This window comes from Pseudomonas sp. P106(2024), assembly GCF_057480815.1.
Map to the genome: position 1 here is coordinate 484,695 of NZ_JBLIYU010000001.1, position 14,757 is coordinate 499,451.

Below are 14,757 nucleotides of genomic sequence, written 5' to 3' on the forward strand. Positions count from 1 at the left end.
CCACGATCATCAATCGAACACGATGCCCTGCGCCAGCGGCAACTCACGCGAATAGTTCACGGTATTGGTCTGCCGGCGCATGTAGCCCTTCCACGCGTCCGACCCGGACTCACGCCCGCCCCCGGTCTCCTTCTCACCCCCGAACGCCCCGCCGATCTCCGCGCCGCTGGTGCCGATGTTGACGTTGGCGATGCCACAATCGCTGCCCGAGGCGCTCTGGAAACGCTCGGCCTCGCGAATGTCGGTGGTAAAGATGCACGACGACAGGCCTTGCGGCACCTCGTTGTTCAGGCGCAGGGCCTCTTCGAAGTCGTCGTAGGCCAACACGTAGAGGATCGGCGCGAAGGTCTCGTGGCGGACCACGTCGCTCTGGGCCGGCATCTCGGCAATGGCCGGCGACACGTAGTAGGCGTTCGGGTACTGGTCGGCCAGCTGACGCTCGCCACCGAACACCTGGCCACCCTCGTCGCGGGCCTTGGCCAGCGCGCCCTGCATGGCATCGAACGACTGCTTGTCGATCAGCGGGCCGACCAGGTTGTCCTTGCGCGGGTCACCGATGCGCACCTTGCCGTAGGCGGCTTTGACGCGGGCGACCACTTCGTCCTTGATCGAACGGTGAACGATAAGACGGCGCAGGGTGGTGCAGCGCTGGCCGGCGGTGCCGACGGCGGAGAACAGGATGCCGCGCACGGCCAGGTCCAGATCGGCGCTCGGGGCCAGGATCATGGCGTTGTTGCCACCCAGCTCGAGAATGCTGCGGCCGAATCGCGCCGCGACACGCGGGCCGACTTCACGACCCATGCGCGTACTGCCGGTGGCGCTGACCAGCGGCACGCGTGGGTCGTCGACCAGGGCTTCGCCGGCTTCGCGACCACCGATCACCAATTGCGCCAGGCCAGCCGGCGCATCACCGAAGGCCTTCACGGCCTTGTCGAACAGTGCCTGGCAGGCCAGGGCGGTCAGCGGGGTCTTCTCGGATGGCTTCCACACCACGGCGTTGCCGGCCACCAGCGCCAGCGCGGTGTTCCACGCCCATACCGCCACCGGGAAATTGAAGGCGCTGATCACCCCGACCACGCCCAGCGGGTGCCAGGTTTCACGCATGTGGTGGCCCGGACGCTCGGAGGCGATGGTCAGGCCGTACAGCTGGCGCGACAGGCCGACGGCGAAGTCGCAGATGTCGATCATTTCCTGCACTTCGCCCAGGCCTTCCTGGGTGATCTTGCCGGCTTCGATGGAGACCAGTTCGCCGAGGTCGGCCTTGTGTTCGCGCAGCACCTCGCCGAACAGGCGCACCAGCTCGCCGCGACGTGGGGCCGGCACGCTGCGCCAGGTTTCGAAGGCCTGTTGCGCCTGGTCGATGCGGGCAATGGTGTCGGCCTTGCCGAGCAGTTTCACCGAGGCGATGCGGCTGCCGTCAATCGGGGTGTGAACAGGGTAGTCGCCCTGGGTGTGAGCCGCGGCGGCAACGCCAAGACGCTCGAGCAGTGCAGCAACCATTGTGCTTCTCCTTTCATCGGGTGAAGGGGTGGAAAAGGATGTGGGTCAGTATTAATCCGATTACACAGGTGCAACAAACGACCTTTATTCCGCATATCATTCCGCCAGGTAATGATTTCAGCCGCCGAGACCGCTTATGTCCAAACGCCTGGTTCCGTCCATGACCGCCCTGCAGTGCTTCGAGGCCGCAGCCCGCCACCTGAGCTTCACCCGCGCCGCCGAGGAGCTGCACCTGACCCAGAGCGCGGTGAGCAAGCAGGTGGCGCAGCTCGAGGAGATGCTGCGTCACCACCTGTTCCTGCGCATCCGTCGACGCTTGCAGCTAACCCCCGCCGGCAGCCTGTACCTGGCCGAGGTGAACAAGATCCTTACCCAGGTGGACATGTCCAGCCGCTATGTCCTGAGCTATGGCTCGCAGACCGAAGTATTGAAGGTAGCCACTCAACCGAGTTTCGGCGTGCGCTGGTTGATTCCGCACCTAAAAGGCTTCGGCAAGCGCCACCCGAACATCCACCTGGATATCCGCAACGAGATGGAGCCGTTCTCCCTGCTGCAGGGGTCGGCCGACGTGGTGTTCTTCTATGGCCAGGGCACCTGGCCGGGGGCGACCTGCGTCGAGCTGTTCGGCGAAGAGGTGGTGCCGGTGTGCGCGCCGGAGCTGTTGCAAGGCCGCACGCTGCCTGACGCGGGCGCGGTGGCGGAGCTGGTATTGCTGCAGAGCACCTCGCGCCCGGAGGCTTGGCACGCGTGGTTCCTGGAGCAAGGGCTGCACACCGACAACAGCTACCACGGGCCACGCTTCGACACCTTCTACATGGCCTTGAGCGCGGCGCAGGCGGGGTGCGGGGTGGCGCTGGTGCCGCGGTACCTGGTGGCCCGGGAGCTGGCCGAGGGCAGCCTGGTGCTGGCCTGGGACCATGCGATGAAGAGCAGTGGCGCGCATTATCTGGCGTATGCCGAGCATGCGGCGGAAGTGCCGAAGGTGCGGGCGTTGGTGGAGTGGGTTCGCGAACAGTTGCAGGCTTGAGATTGCCGGGGCCGCTTTGCGGCCCCATGGTCCTCAAGGTCGATCAATTATGGAATGAAACCCGCACTTTTTTTCGCTTGTACGCCAGCTCCATTCCCAGCTTTCATGTAAGTGTCCTCCACTCACCCAGGAAGCTTGCGATGCCCGCCCATGATTTCGTCAGCCCCGACAGCATCCGCGCGCAGTTCTCTGCCGCCATGTCGCTCATGTACAAGCAGGAAGTCCCCCTGTACGGCACGCTGCTTGAGCTGGTGAGCGAGACCAACCAGCAGGTCATGGCCGCACAGCCCAAGGTGGCCGAGGCCCTGCGCTGGACCGGCGAGATCGAACGCCTCGACCAGGAACGCCACGGCGCCATCCGCGTGGGCACCGCCGAGGAACTGGCCACCATCGCCCGCCTGTTCGCGGTGATGGGCATGCAGCCGGTCGGCTACTACGACCTGAGCTCGGCCGGCGTGCCGGTGCACTCCACCGCATTTCGCGCCGTGCACGAACAGTCGCTGCACATCAGCCCGTTCCGCGTGTTCACCTCGCTGTTGCGCCTGGAGCTGATCGACAACCCGCAACTGCGCGCACTGGCCCGGGGCATCCTGGAGCAACGGCAGATCTTCACCCCCCGCGTGCTCGAGCTGATCGCCCAATGCGAACGCGACGGCGGCCTGGACGCAAGCGATGCCGAGACCTTCGTCCAGGAGGCGCTGCACACCTTCCGCTGGCACCAGGACGCCACGGTCAGCGCCGAGCAGTACCAGCAGTTGCACGACCAGCACCGGCTGATCGCCGACGTGGTGGCGTTCAAAGGCCCGCATATCAACCATCTGACCCCGCGCACCCTGGACATCGACGCGATCCAGCTCGGCATGCCGGCCAAGGGTATTCCGCCCAAGGCCGTGGTCGAGGGACCGCCCACCCGGCGCCAGCCGATCCTGCTGCGCCAGACCAGCTTCAAGGCCCTGCAGGAGAAGGTCGCCTTCAGTGATGCCCAGGGCAGCCACACGGCGCGTTTCGGCGAGATCGAACAGCGCGGCGCGGCGCTGACGCCCAAGGGGCGCCAGCTGTACGACCGGCTGCTGGATGCGACCCGTGAAGCTTTGGGCGGCGCACCGGCGGAGGCCAATGCCGAGCGATACAGGGCGCTGCTCGCGGAGCACTTCGCCGAGTTTCCGGATGACCTGGGGCAGATGCGCGAGCAGGGGCTGGCGTACTTTCGCTACTTCGCCACCGAGAAAGGCCTGGCCGAGCGCGGGCAACAGGATCGCCCGACCACCCTGCAGGGGCTGATCGACGCCGGGCACGTGCATTTCGAGGCGCTGGTGTACGAGGATTTCCTGCCGGTGAGCGCGGCAGGGATCTTCCAGTCCAACCTGGGGGACGATGGCCAGGCCGACTATGGCAGCAACGCCAACCGCGAGGCCTTCGAGCAGGCGCTGGGGTTGCAGGTGCAGGATGAGCTGGCGCTGTATGCGCAGAGCGAGCGCCGGTCGTTGCAGGCGTGTGCGCAGGCGTTGGGGCTGGGGACGCTGTAGTATTTGAAACCGCTGGGGCCGCGTTGCGGCCCGTTCGCGACACAAGCCCGCTCCTACATGGGAACGCGCTCGCCTGGAGCGGCCCTGTGTCGCGCAAGGGCTGCAAGGCAGCCCCAGTGCACTAGCGGTGAGTGCGGAACCGATCTACTTCCTGGCGCAACTGCCCCGCCAGCCCCTCCAGCTCGCGGGCCGTCATGGCCAGTTCATTGGCCACATCACGCTGCTCGCTGTTGGCCTGGGCGATGCTCTGCAGGTTGCGGCTGAGCACCGTCGCGGTGCTGCTCTGCTCCTGGGTCGCGGTGCTGATCACGGCGAATTGCTCGCCCGCCACCCGGCTCTGCTCGTCGATGCGCGCCAGGGCTTCGGCCACCTTGTCGTTGCGTGCCAGGCCTTCCTGCATCAGCTGATTGCCCTGCTCCAACGTGCTGATGGCATGGCCGGTCTGCTGCTGGATGCTGGCGATCATGCCCGAGATCTCGTCGGTGGCCTGGCGGGTGCGCGCTGCCAAGCCACGAACTTCGTCGGCGACCACGGCAAATCCACGGCCCTGCTCGCCGGCCCGCGCCGCCTCAATGGCGGCGTTCAGCGCCAGCAGGTTGGTCTGCTCGGCGATCGAGGTGATCACGCCGACAATCCCACCGATCTCCTGCGAACGGGCTCCCAGGGTGTCCATCACTCTGGCGGTGCCACCCAAGGCCTCGGCGATCTGCCGCAGGGAAACCGAGGCTTCGTCCATGGCGCTGCGTCCGATGCGGGTCTGCTGGGCATTGTCGCGGGCCATGCGCTCGGTGCCGGCCATGTTGTCGGCGATGTTCATCGACGTGGCGCTGAACTCCTCCACCGCGCCGGCCATGCTGGTGATCTCGCCGGACTGCTGGTCCATGCCCTCGCAGGCACCGGACGACAGGCCCGACAACGAGCGGGCACGGCCACTGACCTGGTCGGAGGCAGCACGGATATGCTCGACCATGGTCGCCAGGGCCTCACCCATCTGGTTGAAGCTGCGGGCCAGCTGGCCGATCTCGTCATGGCTGGTGACGCTCAGGCGAGCATTCAGGTCGCCGGCGCCGAGGGCTTCGGCCTGGCGCACCAGGTCGCCCAGCGGGCGCAGTTTACGGCGCAGCAACCAAAGGGTGGCGGCCACGGCCAGCAGCATCGCCAGCACGCTGCCGATGGCCAGGCGCAGGCCAACGCTCCAGGTCACGTCGCGGATCTCGCCCTCGGGCATGCTTGCCACCACGGTCCACGGGCCCTCGGCGAACGGCTCGGTGACGCTGAACACCGGCTCGCCGGCACCGGCCCAGAACTGCCCTGCCCCCGGTTTCAGCGCCTTGACCGCCTGGGCCGCCGCCTCGCCGTCACGTACCTCGGCCGGCGGCACCAGCCACTTGCCCTGCTCGTCCAGCAACGCCAGCGAGCCGGTCTGGCCGATGCGGAAGCGCTTGAGGTTGGCGAACTGGGCGTTCTGCGCATCGGTGTAGTCGAAACCGACGAACAGCACCGCGATCACCCGGCCACCGCCGTCACGCACCGGCACGTAACGGGTCATGTAGTTGCGCTCGAACAGCACGGCGCGGCCGACGTAGGTCTGCCCGGCCATCAGCTTGGCGTAGGCCGGATGCTGGCGATCGAGCTGGGTGCCGATGGCGCGGCTGCCGTCCTGCTTGGTCAGGCTGGTGCTGATACGCACGAAGTCGTCGCCGCTGCGCACGAACAGGGTCGCGACCCCGGCGGTCATCTGCTGGAACTCGTCGACCTGGCGGAAATCGTTGTTCAGCAGGTGGTCGCCCAGGTACAGCGCCGGTGTCGCGGCACCGGCGACGTTGACCGTCTCACCGGCGTGCAGCGCCAGCCCCGAGGCGAATCGGCGCTCGAACAGGCCGCTCAGGCGCTGGGTGTTGTCCTTGAGCGAGCCGTGGAAGGTGTCGAGCTGGTCGGCCAGCAGCCGCGCCTCGCTGGCCAGATGCGCCTGGCGGGTGGTGAGGTTGGCGTCGTCCAGCGAACGCAGGGCGAACAGGGTGCTACCGGTGATCACCAGCGCCAGCACGATGGCGAGGGCGATCCCGAGCTGCGAGGCGATTCGGGCACGCGGTTGAGACATGGCAAGGCTCCTGGCAAGAGGCCGGGATCGTCCTGATCACGCTGACCGCCCGCTGCATATCGACGGGGAATCGCGTCCTCTTCCGGGACGCTGGTGCAAGTTGATCGGCGTCTGTAGGAAATACTTGAGTGCTGGACCGGGATATTCGCAAACGTTTTCTTGCTGTGGCCCGCGATGGTTATCAACCTTGCGCCGACAGTACCTGCACAACCGGCAGGTCCATTGCCGCCGCCTCCTCCTGCAGGAACACACTCAACCTGCGCAGCCGCTCCCCGCCCGGCCGGGTCCGCGGCCACACCAGGTAGTAGTCCATGCCACTGGCCACCGCAGTCGGCCAGGGCAGGCTCAGCCGGCGCTGGGCCACGTCCTCGGCCACCATCAGCAGGTCGCCCATGGAGATCCCATAGCCCCGTGCCGCGGCGATCATGCCCAGTTCCAAGGTATCGAACACCTGCCCGCCCTTGAGCGAGACCTTGTCGGTCAGCCCCATGCGCGCCAGCCAGGCACGCCAGTCACGCTTGTCCGGCGTGGGGTGCAGCAGTTCGATGCCCGCCAGGCGCCGTTCGTCCCAGGGCGCGTCATCGAGCAGTTCCGGCGCGCCCACCGGGATCAGCAACTCGGAGAACAGCCGGCGCACCTCCCAGTCTGCCGGAAAGCTGCCATCGCTGAGCAGCACCGCGCAGTCGAACGGCTCCTGGTTGAAGTCGACATGATCGACATCCATCCAGGCGCTGGTCAGCTGCACCTCGTTGCCCGGCTGCAGGTGGCGAAAACGGCTCAGGCGCGCCAGCAGCCAGCGCATGGTCAGGGTCGAGGGCGCCTTCATGCGCAGGATGTCGTCCTCGCCGCGCAAGGTATCGCAGGCCCGCTCCAGCGACGCGAAGCCGTCGCGCACACCGGGCAGCAGCATGCGCGCGGCTTCGGTCAGTTGCAGGCTTCGCCCGCTGCGTATGAACAGGCGGCAGGCGAAATGCTCCTCAAGGGTGCGGATATGCCGGCTGACCGCGCTCTGGGTGATCGACAGTTCTTCACCGGCACGGGTGAACGAACTGAGCCGGGCGGCAGCTTCGAATGCGCGCAGCGCATAGAGCGGAGGCAGTTGGCGGGTCATGGCGCACCTGTTAGGCGGGGCGTAGGTCGGATGCACAGGATCATACATCCATGAGTCAGGCTCATGCCTGTGATCGCATTTATCCTTTTGTGCAAAGCTGACCGAGGCCTCAGAATCGACGGCTCGCTTCCCCGACTCATCCAGAAGGACCGCCCCCATGCATATCGCGCCCACCACTGAACTCAAGGCTTTGCTGCGCCTGGCCGGGCCGCTGATCGCCTCGCAGTTGGCGCACATGCTGATGGTACTCACCGATACCCTGATGATGGCCCGCATCAGCCCGCAGGCCTTGGCCGGTGGCGGCCTGGGCGCGGCGAGCTATTCGTTCGTGTCGATCTTCTGCCTGGGTGTGATCGCCGCGGTCGGCACGCTGGTGGCGATCCGCAAGGGCGCCAACGACACCGAGGGCGTCACCCGCCTGGCCCAGAGCGGCCTGTGGCTGGCCTGGGGCTTGGCGTTGGTCTCGGCGCTGGTGATGTGGAACCTCAAGCCAGTGCTGCTGCTGTTCGGCCAGAAGCCGGAGAACGTCGACTCGGCGATGCAGCTGCTCACCCTGCTGCCGCTCGCCCTCCCCGGCTACATGACCTTCATGGCCCTGCGCGGCTTCACCAGCGCCCTGGGACACTCAACCCCGGTGATGGTCATCAGCCTGGTGGGCACAGTGTTCAACTACCTGTTCAACCATGCGCTGATCGAGGGCATGTTCGGCCTGCCCAAGCTCGGGCTGATGGGCATCGGCCTGGTCACCGCCGTGGTGACCCTGGGCATGGCCATCGCCCTCGCGCTTTATATTCGCTGGCACAAGGCCTATGCCGCCTACCCGCTGCGCAAGGGGCTGTCGCGCCCTTCCCTGCCGGCACTGCGCGAGCTGTGGCGGCTGGGCCTGCCGATTGGCGGTACCTATATGGTCGAAGTGGGCCTGTTTGCCTTCGCCGCCCTGTGCATGGGCGTGCTGGGCAGCACGGAACTGGCGGCGCACCAGATCGCACTGCAGATCGTCTCGACCGCATTCATGGTCCCGACCGGCCTTTCGTATGCGGTGACCATGCGCGTCGGCCTCTACTATGGTGCCGGCAACCTGTTGGCGGCTCGCAGCGCCGGGCGCGTGGGTATCGGCTTCGGTGCCTCGCTGATGTTCGCCTTCGCCGCACTGTTCTGGTTGTTGCCGGACGCCCTGGTTGGTTTGTTCATCGACCGTAACGACCCGGCCTTCGCGGCGATCTTCATGCTGGCGGTACAGTTGGTGATGGTGGCGGCATGGTTCGAGCTATTCGATGGCGTGCAGACCATCGCCATGGGCTCGATCCGTGGCCTGAAGGACGCCAAGACCACTTTCCTGATCGGCCTGGTGTGCTACTGGCTGGTGGGTGCGCCGAGCGCGTGGCTGTTCGCCTTCAACCTCGGCGGCGGCGCGCAGGGGATCTGGTGGGGGCTGGCGCTGGGCCTGGCCTGCGCGGCGGTGGCGTTGACGTTCGGCTTTGAGTGGCGGATGAAGCGGTTGATGGGCAAGGCAGAGCGGGCGCGGGGGGCGGCGGTGTCGGTTTGAGGGGTTTGGGGGCGCTGGGGATCACGTGATGGCGGACAAGTACCTGGCGCTGCAACTGTACCGTCGAACACCTTGAAGTAAAAACCGTCTAAAACTGTACTACTGTACCGCCATAAACATCACTTTCTGTTCACCACTTCCCTACTACCTCCACAAAACCGCACCAAAAAAGCGCACACCAGTACAGTTTTGCCAATAACAAGTGCAACAGTCCCTTCCAACAGTTAACTGCCCCCTCACAATACACCTGAACTGTACCTACTGTTCTGGACGAGAGAAGAGGAAGATGGGCACCAGTTAAATCACTCCCTAATGCCGCCACAAGCGGAAGGATGACACATCATGGAACGTACCCTCAGTTCCGACCTGGTTTTCGAAAAAGCCCAAGCCTCCAACGCCGCCCTGCCGCTGCGCGTCCTGTCCACCCTGGTACTGTGGCAGCGCCGCATGGCCAGCCGCCGCCAGCTGGCGCGCCTGGACTCCCGCCTGCTGGCTGACGCCGGCATCAGCGAGTCGCAGCGCTACGAAGAGCTGAGCAAGCCGTTCTGGCGCTAAGCGCCGGACGCCGGCCCAGGCCGGCACCGCAAACTCACAAGAACCCGTTGCAGGAAACTGCGGCGGGTTTTTTGTTTCAAGGCCCGGACTAGAGCATTCGCACGACCAAACATAACAGTTTTTATAACTTACAAATCGACAGGCACAGTTACTATTTGTGATCTTTTCTCGAGCCAAATGGCCGAACCAGCGCGTGTTACGCTTGTCTTACGCGCCTGGCAGAGAAAAGTACCGTGACGAGCCAAGCGAGCGTCCGATAAGCAGAACCATCCAGACCCTGTGCAGGAGTCCCCGACCATGTCCCGTTATCACCTGTTTGGCGCCGCCTTGCTGCTGTCGCTCGCCGGCGCGGCCAATGCCACCAGCTTCGTCGTCACCACCGACGCTGTGGTAGGCGCAGTAGCCGCCTCCACCGACGCCACCTCCGACATCTCCTCCTCGTTCCGCGACGACAAGATCGTCAAGGCCGCCCGTGACGATGCCGCCAGCTTCGTTGGCAGCGACGGCGCCATTCGCGGCGCCAAGCTGGAGAGCGCGTTCGCGCATATTCGCCAGCAACTGCCGGAGCTGCAGGCCAGCGACGCGCAACTGGCCCGCGCCATCCTCGCCATCTGAGCCCCGCACCGCCCGGATTCACTGGCCCCGCCCGTGGATCCGGGGTAGCCTTCGCAGCCCGAGATCATCGCCAGACCGCCCATGCGTTACCTGTTGCCTTCACTGTTCGCCCTGGCCTGCATGAGCAGCGCCCAGGCCATGGATACCACCACCCAGAGCCTGGTCATCAGCGGCTACGTCACCAGCCAGGTTACCGCCGCGCCGTTCGACCGCAAGCTGGTCGCCGCCGCCCGTGACGACGCTGCCGCATTCGTCGCCAGCGACGGCCGGATCCGCGGCGCGCGCCTGCAGGCGGCGCTGGACATGCTGCACCAGGACCTGGCCCGGCCTTGCGTCGGCGACCGTGAACTGGCCGAAGCGATTCTCGTCCAATAACTACATTCGACTCCCCTGTACTTCCGGAGATGCTCCATGCGTAAACCGCTGATCGCCGCCACCCTCGGCATGCTGCTGCTCGCCGACCTGGCCCAGGCCCACACCCTGGTGGCCACCAGCAACATCATCGTCCGCGCCTTTGGCCGTTCGATCGATTTCACCTCCGACACCACCACCTCGATCCGCGACTCGAAAGTGGTGCGTGAAGCCCACGACGACGCCGCCAGCTTCGTCGCCAGCAACGGTGATATCCGCGGCGCCCAGCTCGAGGCCGCCTTCGACACCCTGCGCGCCCGCGTCCCCGAGGCCCGTGACGCCAGCGACCAGGTGCTGGCCGAAGCCATCCTCGCCCTGTGAAGCGCGTGCGTGCCTGGCTGCTGGGCTGCGCCCTGACGCTGCTCGGCACGCCCGCCCTGGCCGACCTGCAGCTGGTGCTGCAGCGCGACGGCCTCGACCCTGCACAACAGCAGGCGACCCAGACGTTGCTCGACGAAGCCATGGCCAAGCTGCCACCGCGCTTCAAACAGCAATTGGACCGGCAAATCCTGGTCGGCTGGACCGAGCGCATGCCCGAGGACGCCTACGGCCAGGCTTCTCCGGTGGCCAGCCTGGAACTCAACCGGCGCCTGCTGCCGGGCCTGGTCGACGGCAGCGCCGCCCGCGAGAAGACCAACCGTCCCCACGGCACGGTCCGCGAGGAATTGCTGGCCACCGTGCTCCACGAACTCACCCATATCTATGACCGCGCGCGCCTGTGGCCGGACGCCGAGCGCCAGCTGATCAGCCGCTGCAAGCGCCAGCAGGGCGCTCTGGGCAAGGTCGGGCTGCCGCAGGACTGCCGTGGTCAGGCCGAACGCCGCTTTACCCTGAGCGACGACCCGCGCCTGCTGGATTTGGCCGGCTGGCCACAGTACGTCGGCCGGCGCGGCGAGCGCGAGCAGCACAACGGCCAGCTGGTGCGCAGCCCGGATCCCTACGAGCTGAGCAGCCCGAAAGAGTTCATCGCGGTCAACATGGAATACTTCCTCCTCGACCCGAGCTACGGCTGCCGTCGCCCTGCGCTAAACCAGTACCTGCGCGACCATTTCGGCTGGGCGCCGCAACAGGACACCTGCGCCAGGGGCCTGCCGTTCCTCAATGCCGGCAACGATTTCGCCCGCCAGCCATTGGGTGAGATCGACCCGGAGCGGGTCTACGAGGTGGACTACCTGCTGGCCGAAGCCAACCAGAACTGGGTCAGCCGTTGGGGCCACAGCATGCTGCGCCTGGTGATCTGCGCCCCGGGCCGCCCGCGCGATCCAGCCTGCCGCCTGGACCTGGACCAGAGCCTGGTGCTGTCGTACCGCGCCTTCGTCAACGACGTGCAGCTGTCCAGCTGGGACGGCCTGACCGGCGCCTATCCCTCGCGGCTGTTCGTGCTGCCGCTGGGGCAGGTGATCGACGAATACACCAAGACCGAGCTGCGCAGCCTGGCCTCGGTGCCGCTCAAGCTCAGCCGCGGCGAGATCGAGAACCTGGTGCGCCAGGCCGCCGAGATGCACTGGAGCTACGACGGTAACTACTACTTCCTGTCCAACAACTGCGCCGTGGAATCGCTCAAGCTGCTGCGCAGCGGCACCGGCAACCCGCGCCTGAACGACCTTGACAGCATCATGCCCAACGGTTTGCTGGAGGTGCTCAAGGGCAGGGGACTGGCCGATACCCACGTGCTCGACGACCCGCGCGAGGCACTGCGCCTGGGTTATCGCTTCGACTCTTATCGCGACCGCTACCAGGCAATGTTCGAGGTGCTGCGCAAGCAGTTGCCGATCAAGCAGACGAGCGTGGAAGACTGGCTGGCGCTGGACGCCGAGCTGCGCCGCCAATGGTTCGACCGCGCCGACCTGCGTACCAGCGCGGCCTTGCTGCTGCTCGAGCAGGCCGGCCTGCGCCGCCAGCTGCTGCTGGCCCAGGACGAGGTCAAGCAACGCTACCTGAATGGCCGGGCGCTCAAGGACGGCAGCTTCGACAAGGCCAACGAAACCTTGCAGGCGATGCTGGCCAACAGCGGCTTCCTCAGCCGCCCGGCGGAATTGCTGGGGGCAGGGGGCTATGGCCTGCCGCAGCCTGCCGAGCGCAAGCAGCTGGAGCAGGTGAGCAGTGAGCGCCAGGCGCAGCTGCTACGGCTGAGCACCGACCTGGACCAGCAGGTGAGGGCGCTGCTGGGGCCGGAACGGGGCAGGGAGATCAAGGCCGTGGAGGCCAATATCAAGCAGGTGGGCGAGCATCTGCGGGCGTTGCACAAGGCGGCCGGGGGGTTGCAGCTGCCCTAGCGCATGGCGATAAGGCCGAACAGAGGTAGCACAATGCCCTACAGGCTTTCCTCGTCCTCCTCCGGCAACCCTTGATCCACCTGCAACCATGGCAACCGGCTCCCCACCCAGATATGCCGATTGGCCGGCACCCGCTCCGGGTGATCCAGCGTCGCCACCGTCACATCGATCGTTTCAGGGCTATGCGCGGTCACCAGCGCCACGTGCGCCCCGCAGTTGCCACAGAAATACCGGCTGCAGCTCTGCGGCGCCATGTAGCGCTGGGGCGAGCCCGCCAGCCACTGGAAACCCGCGAGGGGCAGGGTGACCCAGGTCACCAGCGTACCGCCGCTGACCCGCCGGCAGATCGAGCAATGGCAATGGGCGACATCGCCCAGATCGGCCTGCAGCCGGTAGCGCAACGCCCCGCAATGACACCCGCCTTCCACGACATCCACCATCGAAATGACCTCCCGTCGCCTGAGCGCAGGCGAAAGCTGGCTGAAAGCTTGCCCACATAGGATAGCGCCACCACCGGCAGCAGACCGGCCAGCCAGGGCACCCGGAAACCTCCGCGCCCCGGCCCAATCAACAACAACAATGGTGATTCTGATGTTTTCCTGTGCCCGCCTTCTCGCAGTATCCCTCCGCCTGCTCCTCGCGCAGCGCCTGACGCGCTGATCCGCCCGAATCGTCCTTCCTTTCGCCGCGCCACGCCTGGAGTACCGCCATGCTGACCTTCCTCGGCTTCGCCATGGTCATCACCTTCATGTACCTGATCATGACCAAGCGCCTGTCGGCCTTGATCGCGCTGATCCTGGTACCGATCCTGTTCGCCCTGTTCGGTGGCTTTTCCGCCAAGATCGGCCCAATGATGCTCGAAGGCATCAGCAAGCTCGCGCCCACCGGCGTGATGCTGATGTTCGCCATTCTCTACTTCGCCCTGATGATCGACTCCGGCCTGTTCGACCCGGCCGTGCGCAAGATCCTCAAGCTGGTCAAGGGCGACCCGCTGAAAGTCTCGGTCGGCACCGCGGTGCTGGCCCTGGTGGTGTCCCTCGACGGTGACGGCGCCACCACCTACATGATCTGCTGCGCCGCCATGCTGCCGCTGTACAGCCGCCTGGGCATGAGCCCGCGGATCATGGCCGGCCTGATCATCCTCGCCGGCGGAGTGATGAACATGACTCCGTGGGGCGGCCCCACCGCCCGCGCCGCCAGCGCCCTGCACGTGGACCCGTCGGACATCTTCGTACCGATGATCCCGGCCATGGCCTTCGGCGTGGCGGCGATCCTGGCCATCGCCTACTGGTACGGCAAGCGCGAGCGTGCCCGCCTGGGCGAGCTGCACCTGCCGACCGACGACATCGACCACAGCGAGATCAGCGTGTCGCAGTTCCCCGAAGCGCGCCGGCCGAAACTGATCTGGTTCAACGGTGCCCTGACCGCAGCGCTGATGGTCGCGCTGATCGCCGGCGTGCTGCCGCTGCCGGTGCTGTTCATGATTGCCTTCAGCATCGCCATGATCGTCAACTACCCGTGCCTGCAGCAGCAGAAGGACCGCATCGCCGCCCACGCCTCCAGCGTGCTGGCCGTCAGCGGGCTGATCTTCGCCGCCGGCATCTTCACCGGCATTCTGTCGGGCACCGGCATGGTCGACGCCATGTCCAAGAGCCTGCTGGCGGTGATCCCGGAAGCGTTCGGCCCGTACATGGCGGTGATCACCGCGATCGTCAGCATGCCGTTCACCTTCTTCATGTCCAACGACGCCTTCTACTACGGCGTGCTGCCGGTGCTGTCGGAGTTCGCCAGCCACTACGGCGTCACCCCGGTGGAAATGGCTCGCGCGTCGATCGTCGGACAGCCGGTGCACCTGCTCAGCCCGCTGGTACCCTCCACCTACCTGCTGGTGGCCCTGGCCGGCATCGAGTTCGGCGACCACCAGCGCTTCACCCTCAAGTGGGCAGTGCTGGTGTGCCTGTGCATAATGGCCGGCGCGCTGGCACTGGGGACTTTCCCGCTGTTCAGCAGTCTGTAATACAAGCGCATCATCCAACTGCAAAGCGCCCGGCCTCTTGGGCGCTTTGCCTTTAACGCTCGAAGGAATACA

13 protein-coding genes are annotated in these 14,757 nt (G+C 66.1%); 9 read left to right on the forward strand and 4 right to left on the reverse strand.

Going from position 1 to position 14,757, the window contains the following annotated elements; translation table 11 throughout:
• Nucleotides 1–9: 9 nt before the first annotated feature.
• On the reverse strand, nt 10–1,500 hold the full coding sequence (amaB, locus tag AC25M7_RS02225; protein WP_182321965.1) for an L-piperidine-6-carboxylate dehydrogenase: 1,491 nt from the start codon (nt 1,498–1,500) through the stop codon (nt 10–12).
• A gap of 136 nt (nt 1,501–1,636) precedes the next feature.
• Here amaB and AC25M7_RS02230 point away from each other — a divergent pair, with 136 nt between their 5' ends.
• Both AC25M7_RS02230 and hglS read left to right on the forward strand, forming a co-directional pair.
• Nucleotides 1,637–2,527 carry a LysR family transcriptional regulator gene (locus tag AC25M7_RS02230; RefSeq protein ID WP_028688642.1) on the forward strand — a complete coding sequence of 297 codons (891 nt, stop codon included), beginning with the start codon at nt 1,637–1,639 and terminating at the stop codon, nt 2,525–2,527.
• A 140-nt stretch (nt 2,528–2,667) separates the two neighbouring features.
• Nucleotides 2,668–4,053: a 2-oxoadipate dioxygenase/decarboxylase HglS gene (gene hglS / locus AC25M7_RS02235; RefSeq protein WP_207851250.1), complete on the forward strand. Its 1,386-nt coding sequence runs from the start codon at nt 2,668–2,670 to the stop codon at nt 4,051–4,053.
• Nucleotides 4,054–4,174: 121 nt separating this feature from the next.
• Here the strand turns inward: hglS and AC25M7_RS02240 are convergent, their stop codons facing one another.
• Nucleotides 4,175–6,154, reverse strand: a complete 1,980-nt coding sequence (locus tag AC25M7_RS02240) for a methyl-accepting chemotaxis protein (RefSeq protein ID WP_069015931.1) — start codon at nt 6,152–6,154, stop codon at nt 4,175–4,177.
• Nucleotides 6,155–6,335: 181 nt separating this feature from the next.
• Entirely contained in the window at nt 6,336–7,265 is a 930-nt protein-coding gene (locus tag AC25M7_RS02245) for a LysR substrate-binding domain-containing protein (RefSeq protein WP_028688645.1), read from the reverse strand.
• Between the two features lie 157 nt (nt 7,266–7,422).
• Here AC25M7_RS02245 and AC25M7_RS02250 point away from each other — a divergent pair, with 157 nt between their 5' ends.
• The 6 genes from AC25M7_RS02250 to AC25M7_RS02275 all read left to right on the forward strand — a co-directional run bounded on the left by AC25M7_RS02250 (nt 7,423) and on the right by AC25M7_RS02275 (nt 12,668).
• Nucleotides 7,423–8,811 carry a NorM family multidrug efflux MATE transporter gene (locus tag AC25M7_RS02250; RefSeq protein ID WP_486970700.1) on the forward strand — a complete coding sequence of 463 codons (1,389 nt, stop codon included), beginning with the start codon at nt 7,423–7,425 and terminating at the stop codon, nt 8,809–8,811.
• A gap of 342 nt (nt 8,812–9,153) precedes the next feature.
• Nucleotides 9,154–9,366, forward strand: a complete 213-nt coding sequence (locus tag AC25M7_RS02255) for a DUF1127 domain-containing protein (RefSeq protein ID WP_028688647.1) — start codon at nt 9,154–9,156, stop codon at nt 9,364–9,366.
• A 297-nt stretch (nt 9,367–9,663) separates the two neighbouring features.
• Nucleotides 9,664–9,981, forward strand: a complete 318-nt coding sequence (locus AC25M7_RS02260; protein WP_028688648.1) for a DUF2388 domain-containing protein — start codon at nt 9,664–9,666, stop codon at nt 9,979–9,981.
• Between the two features lie 81 nt (nt 9,982–10,062).
• A complete protein-coding gene (locus tag AC25M7_RS02265) occupies nt 10,063–10,356 on the forward strand; it encodes a DUF2388 domain-containing protein (protein ID WP_062359958.1) in 294 nt (97 codons plus the stop codon).
• 36 nt (nt 10,357–10,392) lie between these two features.
• Nucleotides 10,393–10,713 (forward strand): DUF2388 domain-containing protein, encoded by a 321-nt coding sequence (locus AC25M7_RS02270; protein ID WP_011531558.1) that lies wholly within the window; start codon nt 10,393–10,395, stop codon nt 10,711–10,713.
• The gene (locus tag AC25M7_RS02275) at nt 10,710–12,668 is read left to right on the forward strand and encodes a DUF7844 domain-containing protein (protein WP_486970701.1); all 1,959 of its coding nucleotides are present in this window, start codon (nt 10,710–10,712) and stop codon (nt 12,666–12,668) included. Before AC25M7_RS02270 ends, AC25M7_RS02275 begins: the two co-directional genes overlap by 4 nt.
• Nucleotides 12,669–12,706: 38 nt before the next feature.
• On the opposite strand, the gene AC25M7_RS02280 is transcribed toward AC25M7_RS02275, so the two are convergent.
• Entirely contained in the window at nt 12,707–13,108 is a 402-nt protein-coding gene (locus AC25M7_RS02280) for a GFA family protein (RefSeq protein WP_028688651.1), read from the reverse strand.
• A 269-nt stretch (nt 13,109–13,377) separates the two neighbouring features.
• On the opposite strand from AC25M7_RS02280, the gene AC25M7_RS02285 reads away from it, so the two are divergent.
• Nucleotides 13,378–14,685 carry a CitMHS family transporter gene (locus tag AC25M7_RS02285; protein WP_028688652.1) on the forward strand — a complete coding sequence of 436 codons (1,308 nt, stop codon included), beginning with the start codon at nt 13,378–13,380 and terminating at the stop codon, nt 14,683–14,685.
• Nucleotides 14,686–14,757 lie beyond the last annotated feature (72 nt).

What these genes read in the sequence shown, in the direction of transcription:
- amaB (WP_182321965.1), bottom strand. Translation starts at nt 1,500, where the DNA reads ATGGTTGCTGCACTGCTCGAGCGTCTTGGCGTTGCCGCCGCGGCTCAC.
- AC25M7_RS02230 (WP_028688642.1), top strand. Translation starts at nt 1,637, where the DNA reads ATGTCCAAACGCCTGGTTCCGTCCATGACCGCCCTGCAGTGCTTCGAG.
- hglS (WP_207851250.1), top strand. Translation starts at nt 2,668, where the DNA reads ATGCCCGCCCATGATTTCGTCAGCCCCGACAGCATCCGCGCGCAGTTC.
- AC25M7_RS02240 (WP_069015931.1), bottom strand. Translation starts at nt 6,154, where the DNA reads ATGTCTCAACCGCGTGCCCGAATCGCCTCGCAGCTCGGGATCGCCCTC.
- AC25M7_RS02245 (WP_028688645.1), bottom strand. Translation starts at nt 7,265, where the DNA reads ATGACCCGCCAACTGCCTCCGCTCTATGCGCTGCGCGCATTCGAAGCT.
- AC25M7_RS02250 (WP_486970700.1), top strand. Translation starts at nt 7,423, where the DNA reads ATGCATATCGCGCCCACCACTGAACTCAAGGCTTTGCTGCGCCTGGCC.
- AC25M7_RS02255 (WP_028688647.1), top strand. Translation starts at nt 9,154, where the DNA reads ATGGAACGTACCCTCAGTTCCGACCTGGTTTTCGAAAAAGCCCAAGCC.
- AC25M7_RS02260 (WP_028688648.1), top strand. Translation starts at nt 9,664, where the DNA reads ATGTCCCGTTATCACCTGTTTGGCGCCGCCTTGCTGCTGTCGCTCGCC.
- AC25M7_RS02265 (WP_062359958.1), top strand. Translation starts at nt 10,063, where the DNA reads ATGCGTTACCTGTTGCCTTCACTGTTCGCCCTGGCCTGCATGAGCAGC.
- AC25M7_RS02270 (WP_011531558.1), top strand. Translation starts at nt 10,393, where the DNA reads ATGCGTAAACCGCTGATCGCCGCCACCCTCGGCATGCTGCTGCTCGCC.
- AC25M7_RS02280 (WP_028688651.1), bottom strand. Translation starts at nt 13,108, where the DNA reads ATGGTGGATGTCGTGGAAGGCGGGTGTCATTGCGGGGCGTTGCGCTAC.
- AC25M7_RS02285 (WP_028688652.1), top strand. Translation starts at nt 13,378, where the DNA reads ATGCTGACCTTCCTCGGCTTCGCCATGGTCATCACCTTCATGTACCTG.